This window comes from Streptomyces sp. NPDC044002, from assembly GCF_056434525.1.
Window position 1 is genome coordinate 14,229 of the sequence record NZ_JBWKEZ010000065.1, and the last position, 15,798, is coordinate 30,026.

At 71.1% G+C, this 15,798-nt stretch carries 18 protein-coding genes and 1 pseudogene; 8 read left to right on the forward strand and 11 right to left on the reverse strand.

From position 1 onward, the window contains the following. Positions 1-133 precede the first annotated feature (133 nt). A complete protein-coding gene (locus AC07A6_RS33630; protein WP_362466688.1) occupies positions 134-1,087 on the forward strand; it encodes an aldo/keto reductase in 954 nt (317 codons plus the stop codon). On the opposite strand, the gene AC07A6_RS33635 is transcribed toward AC07A6_RS33630, so the two are convergent. Together AC07A6_RS33635 and AC07A6_RS33640 are read right to left on the reverse strand one after the other, a co-directional pair. Next, a complete protein-coding gene (locus AC07A6_RS33635; RefSeq protein ID WP_478779643.1) occupies positions 1,029-2,630 on the reverse strand; it encodes an FAD-dependent monooxygenase in 1,602 nt (533 codons plus the stop codon). The genes AC07A6_RS33630 and AC07A6_RS33635 overlap by 59 nt on opposite strands. After that, a complete protein-coding gene (locus AC07A6_RS33640; RefSeq protein WP_478779644.1) occupies positions 2,623-3,231 on the reverse strand; it encodes a PadR family transcriptional regulator in 609 nt (202 codons plus the stop codon). The genes AC07A6_RS33635 and AC07A6_RS33640 overlap by 8 nt, the downstream gene beginning before the upstream one ends. A 237-nt stretch (positions 3,232-3,468) precedes the next feature. On the opposite strand from AC07A6_RS33640, the gene AC07A6_RS33645 reads away from it, so the two are divergent. Both AC07A6_RS33645 and AC07A6_RS33650 read left to right on the forward strand, forming a co-directional pair. After that, the gene (locus tag AC07A6_RS33645) at positions 3,469-4,218 is read left to right on the forward strand and encodes a hypothetical protein (protein WP_478779645.1); all 750 of its coding nucleotides are present in this window, start codon (positions 3,469-3,471) and stop codon (positions 4,216-4,218) included. Next, on the forward strand, positions 4,211-5,041 hold the full coding sequence (locus AC07A6_RS33650) for a HEAT repeat domain-containing protein (protein ID WP_478779646.1): 831 nt from the start codon (positions 4,211-4,213) through the stop codon (positions 5,039-5,041). The genes AC07A6_RS33645 and AC07A6_RS33650 overlap by 8 nt, the downstream gene beginning before the upstream one ends. Before the next feature lie 16 nt (positions 5,042-5,057). Here the strand turns inward: AC07A6_RS33650 and AC07A6_RS33655 are convergent, their stop codons facing one another. Beyond that, positions 5,058-5,243 carry a hypothetical protein gene (locus AC07A6_RS33655; protein WP_478779647.1) on the reverse strand — a complete coding sequence of 62 codons (186 nt, stop codon included), beginning with the start codon at positions 5,241-5,243 and terminating at the stop codon, positions 5,058-5,060. A 69-nt stretch (positions 5,244-5,312) separates the two neighbouring features. Further along, positions 5,313-5,591 (reverse strand): hypothetical protein, encoded by a 279-nt coding sequence (locus AC07A6_RS33660; protein WP_478779648.1) that lies wholly within the window; start codon positions 5,589-5,591, stop codon positions 5,313-5,315. Between the two features lie 189 nt (positions 5,592-5,780). Between AC07A6_RS33660 and AC07A6_RS33665 the strand changes: the two genes are divergently transcribed. Further along, positions 5,781-6,089 carry a hypothetical protein gene (locus AC07A6_RS33665; protein WP_478779649.1) on the forward strand — a complete coding sequence of 103 codons (309 nt, stop codon included), beginning with the start codon at positions 5,781-5,783 and terminating at the stop codon, positions 6,087-6,089. A gap of 139 nt (positions 6,090-6,228) precedes the next feature. Here the strand turns inward: AC07A6_RS33665 and AC07A6_RS33670 are convergent, their stop codons facing one another. After that, on the reverse strand, positions 6,229-7,464 hold the full coding sequence (locus AC07A6_RS33670; RefSeq protein ID WP_478779650.1) for an MFS transporter: 1,236 nt from the start codon (positions 7,462-7,464) through the stop codon (positions 6,229-6,231). 90 nt (positions 7,465-7,554) lie between these two features. Between AC07A6_RS33670 and AC07A6_RS33675 the strand changes: the two genes are divergently transcribed. Continuing rightward, positions 7,555-8,508: an ArsR/SmtB family transcription factor gene (locus AC07A6_RS33675; RefSeq protein WP_478779651.1), complete on the forward strand. Its 954-nt coding sequence runs from the start codon at positions 7,555-7,557 to the stop codon at positions 8,506-8,508. A 689-nt stretch (positions 8,509-9,197) separates the two neighbouring features. Here AC07A6_RS33675 and AC07A6_RS33680 read toward each other — a convergent pair. Together AC07A6_RS33680 and AC07A6_RS33685 are read right to left on the reverse strand one after the other, a co-directional pair. Continuing rightward, positions 9,198-9,359 (reverse strand): annotated as a pseudogene (locus tag AC07A6_RS33680) (ISL3 family transposase); the annotation flags it as partial. Positions 9,360-9,976: 617 nt separating this feature from the next. Then, the gene (locus tag AC07A6_RS33685) at positions 9,977-10,459 is read right to left on the reverse strand and encodes a hypothetical protein (protein ID WP_478779652.1); all 483 of its coding nucleotides are present in this window, start codon (positions 10,457-10,459) and stop codon (positions 9,977-9,979) included. A 357-nt stretch (positions 10,460-10,816) separates the two neighbouring features. On the opposite strand from AC07A6_RS33685, the gene AC07A6_RS33690 reads away from it, so the two are divergent. Next, the gene (locus tag AC07A6_RS33690; RefSeq protein ID WP_478779653.1) at positions 10,817-11,368 is read left to right on the forward strand and encodes a GrpB family protein; all 552 of its coding nucleotides are present in this window, start codon (positions 10,817-10,819) and stop codon (positions 11,366-11,368) included. 424 nt (positions 11,369-11,792) lie between these two features. Here the strand turns inward: AC07A6_RS33690 and AC07A6_RS33695 are convergent, their stop codons facing one another. The 3 genes from AC07A6_RS33695 to AC07A6_RS33705 all read right to left on the reverse strand — a co-directional run bounded on the left by AC07A6_RS33695 (position 11,793) and on the right by AC07A6_RS33705 (position 13,552). Then, positions 11,793-12,164 carry a hypothetical protein gene (locus tag AC07A6_RS33695; protein ID WP_478779654.1) on the reverse strand — a complete coding sequence of 124 codons (372 nt, stop codon included), beginning with the start codon at positions 12,162-12,164 and terminating at the stop codon, positions 11,793-11,795. A gap of 214 nt (positions 12,165-12,378) precedes the next feature. Continuing rightward, complete coding sequence (locus AC07A6_RS33700; RefSeq protein ID WP_478779655.1) at positions 12,379-13,185, reverse strand: hypothetical protein; 807 nt, start codon at positions 13,183-13,185, stop codon at positions 12,379-12,381. Between the two features lie 121 nt (positions 13,186-13,306). Then, positions 13,307-13,552, reverse strand: coding sequence for a hypothetical protein (locus AC07A6_RS33705; protein ID WP_478779656.1), 246 nt, complete (start codon positions 13,550-13,552; stop codon positions 13,307-13,309). A 105-nt stretch (positions 13,553-13,657) separates the two neighbouring features. Between AC07A6_RS33705 and AC07A6_RS33710 the strand changes: the two genes are divergently transcribed. Beyond that, positions 13,658-14,194, forward strand: coding sequence for a hypothetical protein (locus tag AC07A6_RS33710; RefSeq protein WP_478779657.1), 537 nt, complete (start codon positions 13,658-13,660; stop codon positions 14,192-14,194). 235 nt (positions 14,195-14,429) lie between these two features. Further along, a complete protein-coding gene (locus AC07A6_RS33715) occupies positions 14,430-14,789 on the forward strand; it encodes a transposase (RefSeq protein WP_478779658.1) in 360 nt (119 codons plus the stop codon). Positions 14,790-14,801: 12 nt separating this feature from the next. On the opposite strand, the gene AC07A6_RS33720 is transcribed toward AC07A6_RS33715, so the two are convergent. After that, on the reverse strand, positions 14,802-15,215 hold the full coding sequence (locus tag AC07A6_RS33720) for a HEAT repeat domain-containing protein (protein ID WP_478779659.1): 414 nt from the start codon (positions 15,213-15,215) through the stop codon (positions 14,802-14,804). Between the last annotated feature and the right edge of the window lie 583 nt (positions 15,216-15,798).

Below are 15,798 nucleotides of genomic sequence, written 5' to 3' on the forward strand. Positions count from 1 at the left end.
GCGGGACCGCTGACGATGTCCCCCCCCCCGCCCCCCCCCCCCCCCCCCCCCCCCCCCCCCCCCCCCCCCCCCCCCCCCCCCCCCCCCCCGCGCCCGCCCCTCACGACGACCGCAACCGGACCAGGAGAACACCATGACCCCCGATCCGCGCCCCGCCGCCGACCTGCCGCCCGGCCCCGAAGGCCCGCCGCTCCTCCTCGGCACCTCCGCCTTCGGACAGAACGAACGCGGCTTCCCCGTCTACGACGCCTACTGGGAGGGCGGCGGCCGGGCCTTCGACACCGCCTGGCTCTACGGCCACGCCTACGGGCCCGGCTGCTGCGAACGCACCTTCGGCGACTGGGCCCGCTCGCGCGGCGTCGAGAAGGACGTCTGGGTCCTGGCCAAGGGCGCGCACACCCCGGACTGCCTGCCCGACCGCATCGAGGCCCAGCTCAACGAGAGCTTCGAACGGATGGGCCGGACCGACGCCGCGCTCTACATGCTGCACCGCGACAACACCGACGTCCCGGTGGGGGAGTTCGTCACCGCCCTCGCAGACCTGGTGGACCGCGGCACCATCGGGGCCTACGGCATGTCCAACTGGACCCTGGAGCGCGTCGTCGAGGCCGTCGGCTACGCCCGCGAGCGGGGGCTGCCGCTCCCCGCCGGCATCAGCAACCAGTACAGCCTCGTCAACATGGTCCACCCCATCTACCCGGGCACCGAGACCTCCAACGACCCCGCCTGGCGCGACTGGCTGAGGACCGCCGGCGTCCGCCTCTACCCCTGGGCGAGCCAGGGCCGCGGAGCGCACGCCCTCGCCGACCCCGACGAGCTGCGCACCGGCCCGCTCGCGGAGAGCTGGTACAGCGAGACCAACACCGCCCGGGTCCGGCGCGTCCGCCTGCTCGCCGAGCGCACCGGGATCTCCGCCACCGGCATCGCGCTCGCCTGGACCCTCTCCCAGCCCTTCCCGGTCACGGCGCTCATCGGCCCCCGCCAGCCCGAAGAGGTCCGGGACTCCCTGGCCGCGGCGACGCACCGGCTCACCGACGCCGAACGCGACTGGCTGGAAACCGGCGAGGGACACCCCCCGACCCGGTAACACCATCCGCGGCCTGTGGGTGCCGCACCGGGTGCCCGAACCAGCGTTCGAGGTTCTCCCGCAGCTCCTCCGCGGCCGCGTCCACGGGCGCCGACGCGGCGCTCGTCCACGCCGCGTGCCCGTCCGGACGGACGAGGACGGCGCGGGCGTGCTCCAGGCCGTCCGCGCGGGCACGGGCGATGGCGACCCGGTCCGCCCACGGCCGGACGGCGGCGGAGAGGGCCTGCGCGCCCGCCGTGCCGTCGAGCAGGAGTGCGCCGCCGCCGGCCGACCGGGCCAGCAGCGCCGTGAGGCTGTCACCGCCGTCCCGTCCCAGCGGGACGTCCGGCACCATCCGCCCCGCCCACGGGTGTCCGGGGTCCCCCGAGGCGGGGTAGCGGGTGCCGACGCCGGTGATCGCCTCGGCCAGCGGGCCGGCCGTGTCCCCGGAGCCTGCCAGCTCGGCGAGCAGGTCGCGGACGGGAGCCAGGCCGTCGTCGTCTGCCTCGGCCCGGGCGAGCAGCGCCTGCGCGCGGGTGTTGCGGAGCAGGCGCTCGCCCGCCGCGTGGCGCTCGTCGTGGTAGCTGTCGAGCAGCGTGTCCGGAGCCTGGCCGCGCACGACCAGGGCGAGTTTCCAGCCCAGGTTGAAGGCGTCGTCGATCGCCGCGTTGACGCCGATGGCGCCGGCCGGGGGGTGGATGTGCGCGGCGTCCCCGGCGAGCAGCACCCGGCCCGTCCGGAACCGCTCGGCGAGCCGCGCCGCGTCCCCGAACCGGGTCAGCCACAGCACCTCGGCGATCTCGGCCCGGTGTCCCAGCGCGGCGTCGATCGCGCGCTGGAAGGAGTCGAGCGCCACCGGCTCGTGCGGGTCCGCGGGCGGCGCCGGGTCCTCGGTGAGGAGACGGACGTGGCCGGGGCGCGGGATCGCGAACACCGAGCGGCCGCCGGGCCCGGCGTGGGGGCCGAACGGGACGGCCGACGGGTCGGTGAGTACCACGTCCCCGAGCAGGGTGAACGTGCGTGCGGGCGTCCCCGGGAAGCCGGTGGCGGTCGCCTTCCGTACCGTGCTGCGGCCGCCGTCGCAGCCGACCAGCCATCGGCAGCGCACGGCTGACGGGCCGTCCGCGCCGTCCGTCTCCACCGTCACGCCGTCGGCGTCCTGCCGCAGCCCGGTCAGGCGCCGGCCGCGCAGGAGGCGCGCGCCCGCCCCCACGGCCCACTCGGCGAGCAGCTCCTCCACCCGGGTCTGGGGGATGCCGAGGACGTAGGCGTGCTTCGTGCGCATGGCGGCGAGATCGAGCCGCGAGGGGCCGACGAACGCCGTCGTCGGGACGGTCGGCCCCTCGGCGAGGAAACGCCCGGCCAGTCCCCGGCGGTCGAGCAGCTCCAGGCTCCGGGCGTTGAGGTTGAACCCGCGGCAGAAGCCCGGCGATTCGCTCTCCCGCTCCAGGACCAGCGCCCGCACCCCCGCGCGCCCCAGCTCCCCGGCGAGCGCCAGCCCGGCCGGACCGGCTCCGGCTATCAGGACGTCGACGGCCTCGGCCCGCGGTGCGCCGTCACTCACCGTCCGCCCCTTCCGGCCACGCCAGCGTGCCGCGCTCGACCTCGTCGGCGGTGTGCTCCACCCAGGCCAGCTCGGCCCGTGCCATGGCGGCGGCGTACTCGGCCTCGATGACGAACAGGCGCGGTGCGCCGTGCTCCTCGCGGGCCGTGCGGTAGCCCTCGGCGTCCTGCTCGATCCGCTCCCTCAGCGCGGCGGCCCGCTCGCGCAGTGCCCCCGCCGCACGGACACGCCCCAGCGCGCCGAGGTATCCGACGGCGGAGAGGAACCGCGGGTACTCGGGTGAGGGCTCCCGGATCAGCTCGTCGAGCCAGTCGGTGAAGCCCTCCCGTCCGGCGGCGGTGTGGCGGTAGACGGTGCGGGCAGGGCGGTTGCCGACCTGCTCGGTGCCGTCCGCCTCGATCCACCCGTCCCTTGTGAGCGCGCGGACGGTGTCGTAGAGCGAACCGGTCGTCAGCTTGAAGGCACGGTCCATCCCGCGCTCGCGGAGCGCGCCGGCCATGGCGTGGGGGTGCATCGGCTGCTCCAGCAGCAACCCGAGCACGGCGAGGGCGAGGGCGTTGGCGGGGCGTTTCCGGACGGCGGAGGGTTCACGGGTGGGCATGGAGCTCCAGTACGTCGGCTCGGCAGCATACTCGATGCCAATTACTCGGATCCAAGCATAAGAACCGAGGATCCCGCGCGCAAGGATGCGCGTCCCGGCGAGCCCGCCCGGCCGGGAGGCCGGTGATCTGCGAGCGCGGGGCGGATCACCATCTGAGACGTGATCCAAAAGTGCTGGTCCAGCGGCGGTCGGCGCGGTTAGCGTCGGCCGCTGCCCGCACACGCACCCGGGGGACCGATGCCTGCACACACGTCCAGACCGATCACCGCCCTGCCGGCCGCCGTCCTCGCCGTTCTCCTCGTCCCGGGCTGCGGGGCCGCGGAGACCACCCCCGGCGCGACCGGCGGCCCCGCATCGGCCGGCAAGCACACCCCGGTGGCACCCCTGACGGTGGCCCAGCTCAAGGACGCGGCCTTGACGGACGCCGACGTACCGCAGGTCAAGGCGGCGATGAACGCGCAGGAAGTGAAGCACCAGCCCAGCAAGTTCCCGCCGGTATCGGAGCCCGCCTGCCAGACCTACCTCGACATCCGCAACGGCGAGCGGTCGTACGCACGCGTCGAACAGCTCTACGACTGGAAGGACGACGTCTATCCCGGCAACTCCACCCTCGCCTCCTACGAAGCGGGCGCGGCGGAACGGAACTTCGCGGAACTCAAGAAGGCCCTCGCCGCCTGCCGGACCTTCGAAGCCGAGAACTGGACGGGCAAGCACACGGTGTCCATCACTGCGGAAGCACCCCCGCCGTTCGGGGACGAAGCGGTGACCCTGCGGGAGCACGTCCCCCTCCCGGAAGGACCTCCCGCCGACAAGCAGGTGACCGTCGTACGGGCCGGGAACACCATCGCCACCTTCACACGGCTCGACATCGGACGCAGCTCCTCCTTCCCCACCGAGCTGATCGAGCGCCAGGTCGCCCGCCTCAACAACGTCCAGCAGAACGCCGCCTTCGCTGACGGGCCCGCCCGGGGTGAAGGGAGTGGATGAACCGCGGGCAGCAGCGGGCGATCTCGTCCCGCGCCTTGACGAGCTGGCGGCCGGGCTCGCGGATCCTGACTGCGACCTGGACGACCTCGCCGAGATCGAAGGGGAGCTCGTAGCCGCTCAGCGGCAGGAGCTGATTCCGTACGTGGAGCGGCACCTCGCGAAGGCCGTGGAAGCGGGGAACTGGTACGCCCGTCATGTGCTCGCCCGGATTCTGGCCGAGACCGCGGGCCGCACGGCCCTGGCCGCCCTGCTGCGGGCCCACTCCCGTGATCTGGGTGACGACCAGGACTCCCTCTCGACGACCCTCCATGTGTTCGCGCAGGAGGACCCGGCAGCCGCGCGCGAGATCCTCGTGCCGTGCGCCTCGGGCGACGACGGGGACCTTCGCCGCGCTGCGATCTGGCTGCTCGGCTTCGTACCCGAGCCCGCCGACCTCGCCCTGCTGGCCCGTGCCGCGCAGGACTCGGACGAGGGAATCCGCAGCGCGGTCGTGGGCACGCTCGGCAGCCACGGGACGGAGCCGGCGGCCGTCGACCTGCTGTTGCACCTGCTGGACGATCCCGCCCCGCAGGTGCGCGTATCCGCCCTCAGCGCCCTCGGCTTCCTCCAGCAACCCAGAACCCTGCGGAAGATCCGCTTGCTCGCGAGCGACGACAGCCCACACGTCCGAGCCTGGGTCGCGATCGCCCTGGGCCGCTTCCCCGTCCCGGAGCCCGCAGACCGCGCGACCTCGACCGTGCTCGACCGGCTGGCCGCAGACACGGACCCCTACGTTCGCGACCAGGCGGCCACGGCCCGCCGGCGCAGTCTGCTCCGCGGGTAGGACCTGGGAGTGCGGCTCACTGGATCAGGTCGGTGTGCGGGTGTTCCGGGGATGCCGTGCAGACGTAGATCTGCATGCTGTCCGTGCTGCCGACTTCGACGCCGGTCGGCTGTGTGCACTTGGAGGCGTGGTCTTCGTACGGGACCCAGCCGCGCGTGCCGCTGTCCCACTCGAAGGAGGCGATGGTCAGCAGGGGCACCATCCGGGCTTCGCAGCACCGTCCCGGTCGCAGTGCCAGGTGCGGCCACGAGAAAGGGGTGCGGCCTCTGCCTCACGGTAGGAGGCCGTCTTCTCCTCTGTCCGGTCCGCTTGCGGCCGCGGCGGTCTCGGCCGCGCGCGGTTCCGGCCCGTACTGGAGCACCGCGCTCACCACTGAGCCCGCCCCGAGCAGGGCCAGGATGATCAGAACCGTACGACGACGGCGCACTCGCAGCACCACGGTGTGCCCGTCGGCGGCAGTGCCGGGAGGCAGAGCGCTGACCCGCCGCCATGACGCGGTGGCGAACCAGAGCACGAGCATCAGCACGGCGGCGCCCAGGAGAAGCCCCAACCGGCTCAACCCGCTTTCCCGGGCCGGACTCCGCGGCGCGGCGGGACTCGCGTAGGGTCGCCGAATCCTTACCGATCAGGGGAGTTAGCGATGGAGCACACAATACGACGGGGGGCCCGCGCGGCACTGACGGCGGTGGCGGGAGCCGCACTCCTGTTGGGCTGCACGGAGGAACCGCGGAAGCAGGTCATGCCCGGTCCGACGGCCACGGCCACGGCCGCTCCTCAGGACGCCGCGGCCCTGGCAGAGCGCTACCGGGCGGCCGGCGGAGACCCGGACGTGTACGGGATCCAGGTCGAGGACGGACCGGATGGCGTGCCCCGGGTGGTCATCCGGACCCGCAACGCGGATCAGGCGGACGCGATCTTCCGCCGGCAGAACACCTCGGTCACCACCCACCTGACGACGAAGGAGGGGAGGTCCTTCAAGAAGGGCTACTTCATCGACGTCTTCGGCCCCGACGGCGGACTCATCCACCGTATGGACGCTCGTCCCTAGAGCGTGCCGTTCAGGACAAAGCGGCTCCAGGCCGGGCGGCGAGGTGGAGGAAGGCCATGCAGGCCAGGCTGTCCGGCCTGCCGAAGGGGAGACCAGAGCTTCGCCGAGGGCAGGGTGCCTTCCCCGCGCCGGGCCGGAGTCACGTGTGGGCGGATGCAAGGGGCTGGGCGGCGACCGGGGCCGGGTGGGGAGTGGCCCGCCGGGCCAGGGGGAGGGCCAGGGCGGCCGCCGCCAGGTAGACGGTGCCGATCAGCAGCCAGCCGAGGTGCTGCAGCGAGGACAGGGCCAGGGTGACCGCGAGTGGGCCGGCGGCGCGGACGAGCTGGGTGCCCAGGCTCCACACCCCCTGGTATTCGCCGAGCCGGGCCGGCTCGGCGAGATCGTACGACAGGCCCCAGGACCCCGCGGACTGGAGGAGCTCGGTGAGGGTGAGGAGGACGACCGCTGCGAGGAGGGCCGTCACGGACCAGGCCGGTGCCATGGCGCCGGAGGCCGCGAACAGGCCGGCGGCGGCCAGCAGGCACCAGCCGCCCTTGCGCATCGCGCGGGCCGCGGAGCCGACATCGGTGACGCCTCGCCCGACCCGGATCTGGAGCCCGATGGCGACGAGGACGTTGGCGAACAGCAGGACCGACGTCGCCCAGGCGGGGGCGTCGGTGTGTCCGGCGACCCACAGCGGCATGCCGATCTCCAGGAGTTCCATGTGCATGATGAGCAGGCCGTTGAGCAGGGAGAGCGCCACATAGGGACGGTCGCGCAGTACCCCGGCCCGGGGCCGGGCAGCCGGCCGCCCTCCGAGCCGGTCCGTACGGGTCTCCGGGAGGCGGGCGGCGATCAGGGCGACGGCCAGCACGCTGACGGCGCCGCCGCCGATCAGCACACGGAAGGCGAACGGGCTGTCGACGGCGAGGGCCACACCGAGAGCGGGGGTGCTCAAGGTGGCCCCGATGTTGCGTACGACCCGGTTGAAGGCGAGGGTCGCGACCCGGTTCTCGGCCGTGGTGATGGTGCCGAGGTACGCCTGCCGCACGGGGGCGACGGCGCTCTCGGCGAGACCGGAGAGACAGGCGACCACGAGGAAGGCCGGGTAGGAGCCGACGCATTGGTAGCCGGCGAGGACCAGGGCGCGGAGCAGACTGAGGCCGATCAGAAGGCGCCGGTGGCCGATCCGGTCGCCGAGGCGGCCCGCGGGAAGGGCCGCGGCCAGCCCGGCGAGGGCGGCGGCCGACAGGCCGCTGCCGACCTGGACGGCGCCCAGACCGGCGACCTTGGTGAAGAAGAGGACGCCCCCGGCGAGCATGATGCCGGGCACCAGGGAGTCGAAGAACGTCAAGGTGGCATAGACCCGCAGAGGGCCGCGCGAAGGCAGGAGCATGCCCATCACTGAACCGGGGCGGGCTGCCCGCTGTTAGTTTTTTAGGCATGGACTAAAGCATCGTCCGGGGAGGCGGGGAGGCATGGGCCATTGATCGAGATCGTGCTCGGCGTGGACGACCTGACGAGCATCCGCTTCGCCGTCTCGCCCCTCCAGGAGACCTGCCACAGCCTGTGGGCGCTGCGCGATCCGGGGGACTTCCCGCTGCACCTGCGCTGGCTGCGCCGGGTCCGGGAGCTGCTGCCGGAGCTGGACGGGGAGATCCTGTCGGCACTGGTCAGCGAGCGGCGGTGGCTGCCGGACTTCATCACGCCGCGCCCGCTGGCGCGGATGCCGGAAATGGCGGAGGAGCTGAGGACCCTGCGCGGCACCGACGCGGCGACGGTGCGCCGCGACCTTGATGCCGCCTGGCTCGGGCAGCGGATGCCCGAGGTGCTGCGCGGCGACGCGGAGGCGCTGCGGGAGCGGATCGCCGATGCGCTGGAGGCGTACTGGCGGGCCGCGCTGGAACCGCACTGGCCGCGGATGCGGGGCGTGCTGGAGGCGGACATCCTGCACCGGGCACAGCTGCTCGCCGACGGCGGTGCGGCGGCACTGTTCGCGGGCCTGCACCCGAACGTGCGGTGGAAGTCGGGGGTGTTGCGGCTGCACCCGATGGGCACGGACAGCCGGGTGCGGGCGGGTACGGGGCTGACGCTGTGCCCGACGCTGTTCGGTCGGAAGGCGACGGCGCCGATCGGGGAGGTGCCGCGGGTGGACTATCCGGCGCGCGGGGTGGCGACGCTGTGGGAGGCGGTGGCACCGCCGGCGCCGGAGGCCTTGGCGGCGCTGGTCGGCCGGCCGAAGGCTGCGCTCCTGCGGGCGCTGGAGACGCCGGAGTCGACGGGGGCCCTGGCACGGGTGCTGGGGGTGACACCGGGCGCGGTGTCGCAGCACCTGGGCGTGCTGGCGGCATGCGGGCTGGTGACGCGGACGCGGGCGGGCCGGAACGTACTGTACGCGCGCAGCGAGCTCGGCGACCGGCTCGCCGCACGCGGAGACTGACGTTCAGGTACAGGCGCGGGCAGGCCGATGGGGGCGGCGGCCAGCTAGCAGCAGGGGCTGCCGGCGCGCACGACTGCCGCGTCGCCCCAGCAGACGCGCCAGGTGTCGGCGCGGATAGAGCGAAGTTCATGCAGCAATACGACCCCCAGCCGTACAGCGAATCGGCGTGTCTCGGGGCATGTGTCGCATACTGCCCCGACGGCGGGGCCGGGCAGTATCTGCCCCGGACAGCCGGCGCTGCCCTGCCGCAGCAAGGCCAGCGACCCGGGTCACCAGGGCGGGACCCTCTCGCGCAGGGGCCGGAAACGGAGGCTTTGGATCGGCCCCCCTGACCATCGCACTGCCGGCCGGCGGTGGCGGCTGGGCATGGAAGTCCGGCTGGTTCGACGGCAACGGCCGGGAACTGACCTACGCCCAGACCCCGCCGCCGGGGAACGCCTACGGTGGACCGGCCAGCGGAGCCACATCCGGGGGCAGGCCGGGGACGAGTGGGGGACGATGCCCGAACTCGGCCTTCAGAAGGCCGTGGCCCGCGGTGCGGCGAAGGGCCACCAGCCTGCCGTTCATCCTTGTCACGGATACCTCGCATACACGACGCTGCGTCACTTGACGCTGTGCGCTGACACCCCGTGAGCCTGGATCGCTGCTGACCGTGGCCTTGGCGTTCGCGGTAACGCGACGGTCAGCCAGGCTAGTAGGACGCGCTTGCGAAGGAGCTGGAATCCTGTGCGGCCGAACATCTGGCGCTTGAGGATCTTGATCCGGTTGGCATGGCCTTCGACCACGCCCGAGCTCCAGGGCAGGGGGAGTCCGGCGGTTGCGGCGTCGATGTCGCGGTCGACGCCGGCGGCGCGTGGCGGGGTGCAGGCGAGAGGGAAGGGCGGGTTCGCTGCCCGGATCGTGGAGGAGGCGGTCCGCACCAGCAGCGTCGCCGATGTCACCGCACTCGCTCTCCTGCTCCTGGCCGCCGTAGGCGGGTCCGACCGGCCTCGCGACTGCCTGGCCGCAACCCCCGAGATGAGTCCCGTCGGTCCCGCCGCGGAGACATCCTAGAGGGGTTGGAGCGGCGCCTCCGGGTCCTTCCGCCCGGGGCCGGGGTAACGGAGCACCGACCGGCTGGCGCGCTCTGACCTGCTGGTTCCGGCGGCCGGCTCGCCGTCTACGAATGCGTCCTGAGCGGCCGGGCCATCGATCGCGGGGTGTGGTCGGCGGCTGTGCGCACGGTGGTCCTGCCGTGGGGCCGCCGCCACGGCGACGCGGCGCTCTACCGCCACCTGTGGCGCAGCGTGCTCGACTTCGACACAGCTGGCGCCTTCGCCCGCTGACTGCGCCGGGCCGACTTCACGGACGTTCGCGTCCAGCCGCCGCCGGGCGGGCAGACGGGCATCACGCTCATCTTCCTCACGGCCTGAAGCGGCCCTGAGAACGGTCACCCCCCGCCGCATCCGCCGAGCGCCCGCGGCCGTGCTCACGCTCCGGATCCCCGGCCGCTGACCCGTCGCAGTCGCTTCGCCTCGCGTGCCGCGCGGCGGGCGATGTCCGCCTCCATCTGCGGGTCGGGCGCCCAGGGGGTCCCGCGGCGCTCTTCCAGAAGTGCGCGCAAGAGCGCGACTTCCCCCAAGAAGGCGGCTTCGTCGAGTTCGCGGTTGTCGACATGCGCAAGGCGTAGGCGTCGGCCGTTGGCGAGGTAGGCGTAGGCGACCGTCAGGTCGCGGCCGTTGGGCGAGGGGGCGCTGCGGATGTCATAGATGTTGTTCCAGACGACACGTCGGGTCCAGCCGTCGGCCCGCACGGTGAGGCTGTCATCGGTGACGTGGGTGGCGGAGCGCGGTGCCTGGTAGAGCACCCAGCCGTAGAGGGACGTGAACACCATGGTGCCCGTCACCTGGAACCAGAGCGATAAGCTCTCGTTCCATACTTCGAAGAGCAACGCGGCCAAGGGGGCAGCCATCGTGATGAGGATCGTCCGCCTCTTGCCCGGTTTGCATCGGTAGTGCCGTGGCAGCGTTCCTGTTGGCATGTCTCCCCCTGTGGTTCGGCCGCCCGATCGTGTACTGATCATGATCGCCCAGGGGACCGGCTCCGCCACCAGAGGGGCGGCTCCTTTCGCTTGCTGACCGCACCACGGACCGGGGGGAACAGCGGCGGCCCACGGGGAGCCCCGGCTCGCAGTAGAAGGTGGTCGCTTCCTCGGCATTCGCCTTCAGCCGCACCGTTCCATCGCTGCAATACGACACGATGTCGTCCCGGTCCTGGCTCAGCGTAGGGGAGGCCTGCTCTGGTGCCTGAAGGTCTGGAGAATGGCGGCATGGCGATCACCGTGGTTCCCTACTCCGATGACTGGCCCGTCTGCTTCGATCAACTCGCGGGTACGCTGCGTGCGGCTTTGAGGTTCGTCCCCGACGCCGTGGTGGAACACGTCGGGTCCACCTCGGTGCCTGGTCTCCCGGCCAAGCCCGTCCTGGACGTGGACGTGATCGTGTCGGGTGCAGAGGTGTCTGCGGCCGTGGCGGCGCTGCAGGCCATTGGCTATGTCCACCGTGGCGACCTGGGAGTCGTCGGCCGTGAGGCGTTCCGCGCGCCGGATGAGGACCCGGCACGCCACGTGTACGTGTGCACCCGCGGCACCCTGAACGTTCGCAACCACCTCGCCGTCCGCGAGGTCCTGCGCCGCCGGGCCGATCTGCGCGAGGAGTACGGCGCCGTGAAGCTGGCCCTGGCGGCGGACCCGCGGATGGATGTCCCGGCCTACCTGGCGGGCAAGACCGCTGTGCTGCAGAAGGTGCTGGCCGCAGCCGGCTCCGCCTTCACCGAGGACGAACTGTCGCAGATCAGGCGGTTGAACGACCCCGAGTCGTGAGCCCGGCCTCCCGGGCCCGGGGTTGTTTGGGGAAGCGTCATGCGGACGGGTTGACTGTCCGGCGGGCGAGGTTCCCACTGGCGGCGTCGTCACCAGCGGCGCCGGGGTCCGTACCGACGACTCGGCGGCCAACGGCAGCGGCTGGAGGGTCCGCGCAACCAACACCACGGGTGCCGGACAGACGCTGGCCGCGTTCGTCGTGTGCACCATCCCCTGAGAGACCACGAGCGGCAGGGCGGCGTGACCGCGGTGCCCTTGTTCGACGGCCGCAGCACCGGAGTGGGCCGTCGTCCGGTTCCTCAGGCGCGGCTGAACCCTCTGGCGCGATCCGCACCCGCTCCGGCGTACCGACTCCTACCGCCTGGCCACCACCCGAGCACGCGCCGAGCAACAGCCCGTCAGCTGCACCTTGACGGATCAGCACTCACTGAACGCTTCGAAGGGACCCGAAGGCTCGCACCACCCACTGATCCATCCGGGCTGCGAAATCACATGCTGAGGTGATGTCCGAAGCCGGCAGAGGTCCGAAATCGTCAAAGCCGTCGAAGAAGTCCACGTCAGCCCAGCCGCCGCGAAACAGAACCACCTGCAGCTCTGCCTCCGTCGAACCCGAGATCACCACCCCGAGGGAATCGGGATCGTTCACCCGAGCCCTCTCGGTCTCCAGAGGCTGGGGCCACTTCGCCTCCCAATCCCTCCAGGTCATCTCTCCAACCTCAAGGTCAGCCGACCTCCAGTTCTCGACTCGCTCGCGCAGCAGCGCGGCCGCTTCATCAAGATCAACAACTCTGTCCATGAAGGGATCATCCCTCATCGGCAAAGCTCAGCAGCCCGGAGCATGCAGCCGACGGATCACGCGACACAACAGCCCGATGTTCGTACTTCTCGCCAACATCTCCAGGGCCACACGAGCTGCGGCGTTCCGCGGATCCGCCAACAACCGTTCCTGCTTGTGAGGCTCTGGTCCACTTCTTGTGGTGCGGTAACGAGAGGTGAGGCGGGGGCCTGTGTCAGAACGGCGGGTCGTCGCTGTAGCTGCCGCCGCCTGTCCAATCGCCGCCCCAGGAAGTACGGGGAGCTCTGAGGCGGGCGTAGTGCTCGCGGGCCGCGATGTCGGACGCGTTCTCCAGCCCGCTGGTGTCGTGGCCCCAGGCCTCTAGCGCCTCCAGGGCACGGTCCCGGTGGTGCTGGTCAGTGCTGGTGGCCAGTAGACGTCGGGCGTGGTCGGCCAGATCGGCTTGGTGGTGGGTGAGGAGGGGGTGCTCGATGAGGGGGATGGCGGTGGCCAGGGCGGTGTGGCGGACGTCGGCCTTGTCATGGGCGAGGAGGGGATGAACAGCGGAGAAGATCGCCGGGCGTGCGTCCCGGAACGCCCGCATCGCGTCGTACTCGTCGAGGAAACCCCCGTCGAAGAGGCGTTCGCCGGCAGCGACGCACTCGTCGTCGGCGTCGTCGGCGGTGTCGCCGAGCCATTCGAGCAACGGCACAAGTGTCGAGCGGTGCTGTGTCCCGATGCCTGGGATGTCGTCGTCTGCCGTGATGGCCGGATGGTTGAGGATGGCCGCGACGTAGAGCGCCACGGGCACGGTGGCCTCGTAGATGCTGTTCTGGTGGGTCACGGGCCCCAACGCATCGTGGAGCGCGGACTCCCTGATGACTGGGTCGGGGTCGGTGAGGAGTGTCAGCGGCGCCGGCAGGTCTTCGCCGGTCCCGAAGGCTGTGTCGAACGATCCCCAGTTGGTGCTGTTCAGCAGCGTTTGGAACGGTGGGAGGGCGGCGGGGTGAGGCTGCTCGCTCTGGCTGCTGCTGTGGGTCACAGGCTGAGGCTATTGCGTTGGCGAGCCAGAGCTGTGAGCGGGTGCCACGTGTAGAGCAGGACACGTCTGCGGAGGAGCTCGAAGCCTGCACAAACGGGTCCTGCTCTACTCCTGAAATTGCTCAGGGCGCATCGTCGATGAGCCCGAAGCACTTCGGGAACTCGTCCAGGAACTCGCGGCGAGCCGGGTTGCTCTCGGCGACTGCCATCTCCCCGACCAGCTCGATCAACTCCTGTCGCTGATCACTGGTCAGCGTGCTGACCGCATGGGCAACACCCTCCATGACCTTGACCGCGTCATCCTGATCCATCGACTCGTCTTCGCTGCCGTCGATGAACCACAGGACATGGACCAAAGCCTCGGCCAAGGCGCGAGTCAGAGATGGGTACGAGGACGTCACGAAGGGCTCCCAGAGGATCAACGGCACAGTCCAGCCATCCCACCGCACACCACACCACTGACATCACGGTCCGTGAGCCACCACAAGAAGTGGACCAGAGCCGAGGTCCGGCTCGTGCGCGGTGACGATCTCGACTCTGGACCCGAAGGCGTCATGATCTACCCCCGGACCATGTCGATGCAGGACGCCTGCCTGACCAGCAAGAACGGAGACACCAAGGTGCGACAGCTCACCCGACCCTTCGCGGTAGGAGCTTTGCGCCGAGGGAAGCAGATCGAGCAACTCCTCGGCAGCTTCGAGCATGAGGGCCGCCAGGCGCTTCGCTGGATCGCTCTCGGCCCAGACCGCGACGGCATCACCATCTACCTGAGCGAAGTCGAAGACGCCGGCTCCGTCACCTGCTCGGCCATCGACAACTTCCCGCCCATCGACCCCGATGACGAGACATGGGGGAAGGTCATTGCCACTATGCCGACTCCCGAGGAAGCACTCGACTTCGCCGAGAGCGAGCTCGGTGCTCAGCCCGGTCGCTGGGTCAACCAGGGCCTTGTCTGCTCCGAATACCACGACTACAAAGTGGCGGCGCAGGATGCACCCCCGAACCCGTGAGGTTTCGGCGCTGCCTCACACACGTTCGCCGGACCATGTGCGCTTTGCTGGACGTCTTGTTCGAGGTCAGGATGATCGAGCCCTTTTCGTCGCAATTTGAGATCACCTGGAACACCGGGGCGGCTACCAAGGGAGCCGCCAGGTCGTCCGCAAGCACCTCGCCGCCCTCCGCGCCGGCACCGCCGAACCCGTCCACGCCGACATCCCCAGCCCCCGCAAGATCACCGGCTGGATCATGGGCCTGCAGGACCCCCTCCCACCCGGCCTCTCCAGACGTCTGCTGGATGTCCGGCTCGCCTGCCCGGACATCGCCCGCGCCTATGACCTGGCACGGGCGTTCGCCGCACTTCTCCGCAACCGGCGCGGCTTCCTGCTGACCAAATGGATCCGCCAGGCCGAGCAAGACGGCCCCAAGCACGTAGACAACTTCCCCGGCTTCCTCCGCGGCGACCTCGACGCCGTCACCGCCGGCCTGACCCTGCACTGGAGCTCAGGAGTTGTCGAAGGCCACGTCAACCGCGCGAGAACACTCAAGAGAGCCATGTACGAGCGCGTCCTTCACCCTCCTCCGGACCCGCATCCCCACCCAGGGTGAGCAGCGGGCCGGTCACCGCAGTGGTTCGAGAATCCTGCGAGCTTCTCTGCTCACGTCGCCATCCACATCCGATGTCAACGCTGAGCACAGTTCCGCGAGCCGTTCCCCGTCCTCCTTCGACTGATGGCAGACATTGAGGATCGCAGCATCAAGGTGATCTCCAGTGTCGTCATCCGCCCTGGCGAGCGCGGCCAGCACCATGCGCAGACCAAGAACGTCCCAGCGTTCGAGCAGGGCCTCTGCGGTCTCCTGAGTGACGAAAGTGTCGCGGCCATCCAGCAACAGCCGGTGCAGGACCTCGGCTGCTTCGGGAACCTCCGCGACGGCTGCCAGACTCCGGCCTGAGGCTGCTCTCACGGACCATGACGCCGAAGCGGACCCCTCAAGGAATGGGGTCAGGTCGGCATCAAACTCGGAACCGGTCATGGTTCTCACTCTGGCACACCCCCTTTCGCCCGTACTTTCGACCATCACGCAATCGCGGTCAGAGCCCTTGCCGGTCGCGGGTCGGCCGCTCGTGGAGTGTGCGGGCCGTGTCGACGGGTCAAGGGCTTCTTTGCCCGGCGCGTGTGGGCTTCGCCTCTCATGGACAGTCCGTCCCGGGAGGACGACGTCGTCACCCTCGAGCCCATCGACGCGGACTACGCCGGAACCGGAACCTCATAGCCGTCTCTGTTCGGTGGCCGCCGCATCGTGAGTGGCGGCCACCGAACGGCCGGGCGCCGGCGCGCGTACACCTGGAAGTGATGACGGCGTCGCCTGGCCGTATGAGATCGGCCAGGAGCAGCATTCTCGCCCGGCGTGGAGGTGGTCCACCCTGCGGTGGACTGGCGGGCCGTGCGCACGGTCGGGGCCGGCCACCGTTCCCCGCTCGCCGCCCTGGACCCGGTCGCCCCGGGTGGTATCGGGTGTTGTTGGCGGGGGTGGCGCGCATCGCGGGGGTGGGCAGGGCCGCGGTGGTGAACTGGCGCCGACGCCACCCCGACTTCCCCGCCCCGGTGGTGTCGGC

Coding starts and splice junctions, on each gene's coding strand:
- AC07A6_RS33665 (WP_478779649.1), top strand. CDS start 5,781: ATGCCCGGTCCGACGGCCACGGCCACGGCCGCTCCTCAGGACGCCGCG.
- AC07A6_RS33715 (WP_478779658.1), top strand. CDS start 14,430: ATGGGCCTGCAGGACCCCCTCCCACCCGGCCTCTCCAGACGTCTGCTG.
- AC07A6_RS33670 (WP_478779650.1), bottom strand. CDS start 7,464: ATGCTCCTGCCTTCGCGCGGCCCTCTGCGGGTCTATGCCACCTTGACG.
- AC07A6_RS33690 (WP_478779653.1), top strand. CDS start 10,817: ATGGCGATCACCGTGGTTCCCTACTCCGATGACTGGCCCGTCTGCTTC.
- AC07A6_RS33685 (WP_478779652.1), bottom strand. CDS start 10,459: ATGGCTGCCCCCTTGGCCGCGTTGCTCTTCGAAGTATGGAACGAGAGC.
- AC07A6_RS33720 (WP_478779659.1), bottom strand. CDS start 15,215: ATGACCGGTTCCGAGTTTGATGCCGACCTGACCCCATTCCTTGAGGGG.
- AC07A6_RS33630 (WP_362466688.1), top strand. CDS start 134: ATGACCCCCGATCCGCGCCCCGCCGCCGACCTGCCGCCCGGCCCCGAA.
- AC07A6_RS33655 (WP_478779647.1), bottom strand. CDS start 5,243: ATGGTGCCCCTGCTGACCATCGCCTCCTTCGAGTGGGACAGCGGCACG.
- AC07A6_RS33640 (WP_478779644.1), bottom strand. CDS start 3,231: ATGCCCACCCGTGAACCCTCCGCCGTCCGGAAACGCCCCGCCAACGCC.
- AC07A6_RS33645 (WP_478779645.1), top strand. CDS start 3,469: ATGCCTGCACACACGTCCAGACCGATCACCGCCCTGCCGGCCGCCGTC.
- AC07A6_RS33695 (WP_478779654.1), bottom strand. CDS start 12,164: ATGGACAGAGTTGTTGATCTTGATGAAGCGGCCGCGCTGCTGCGCGAG.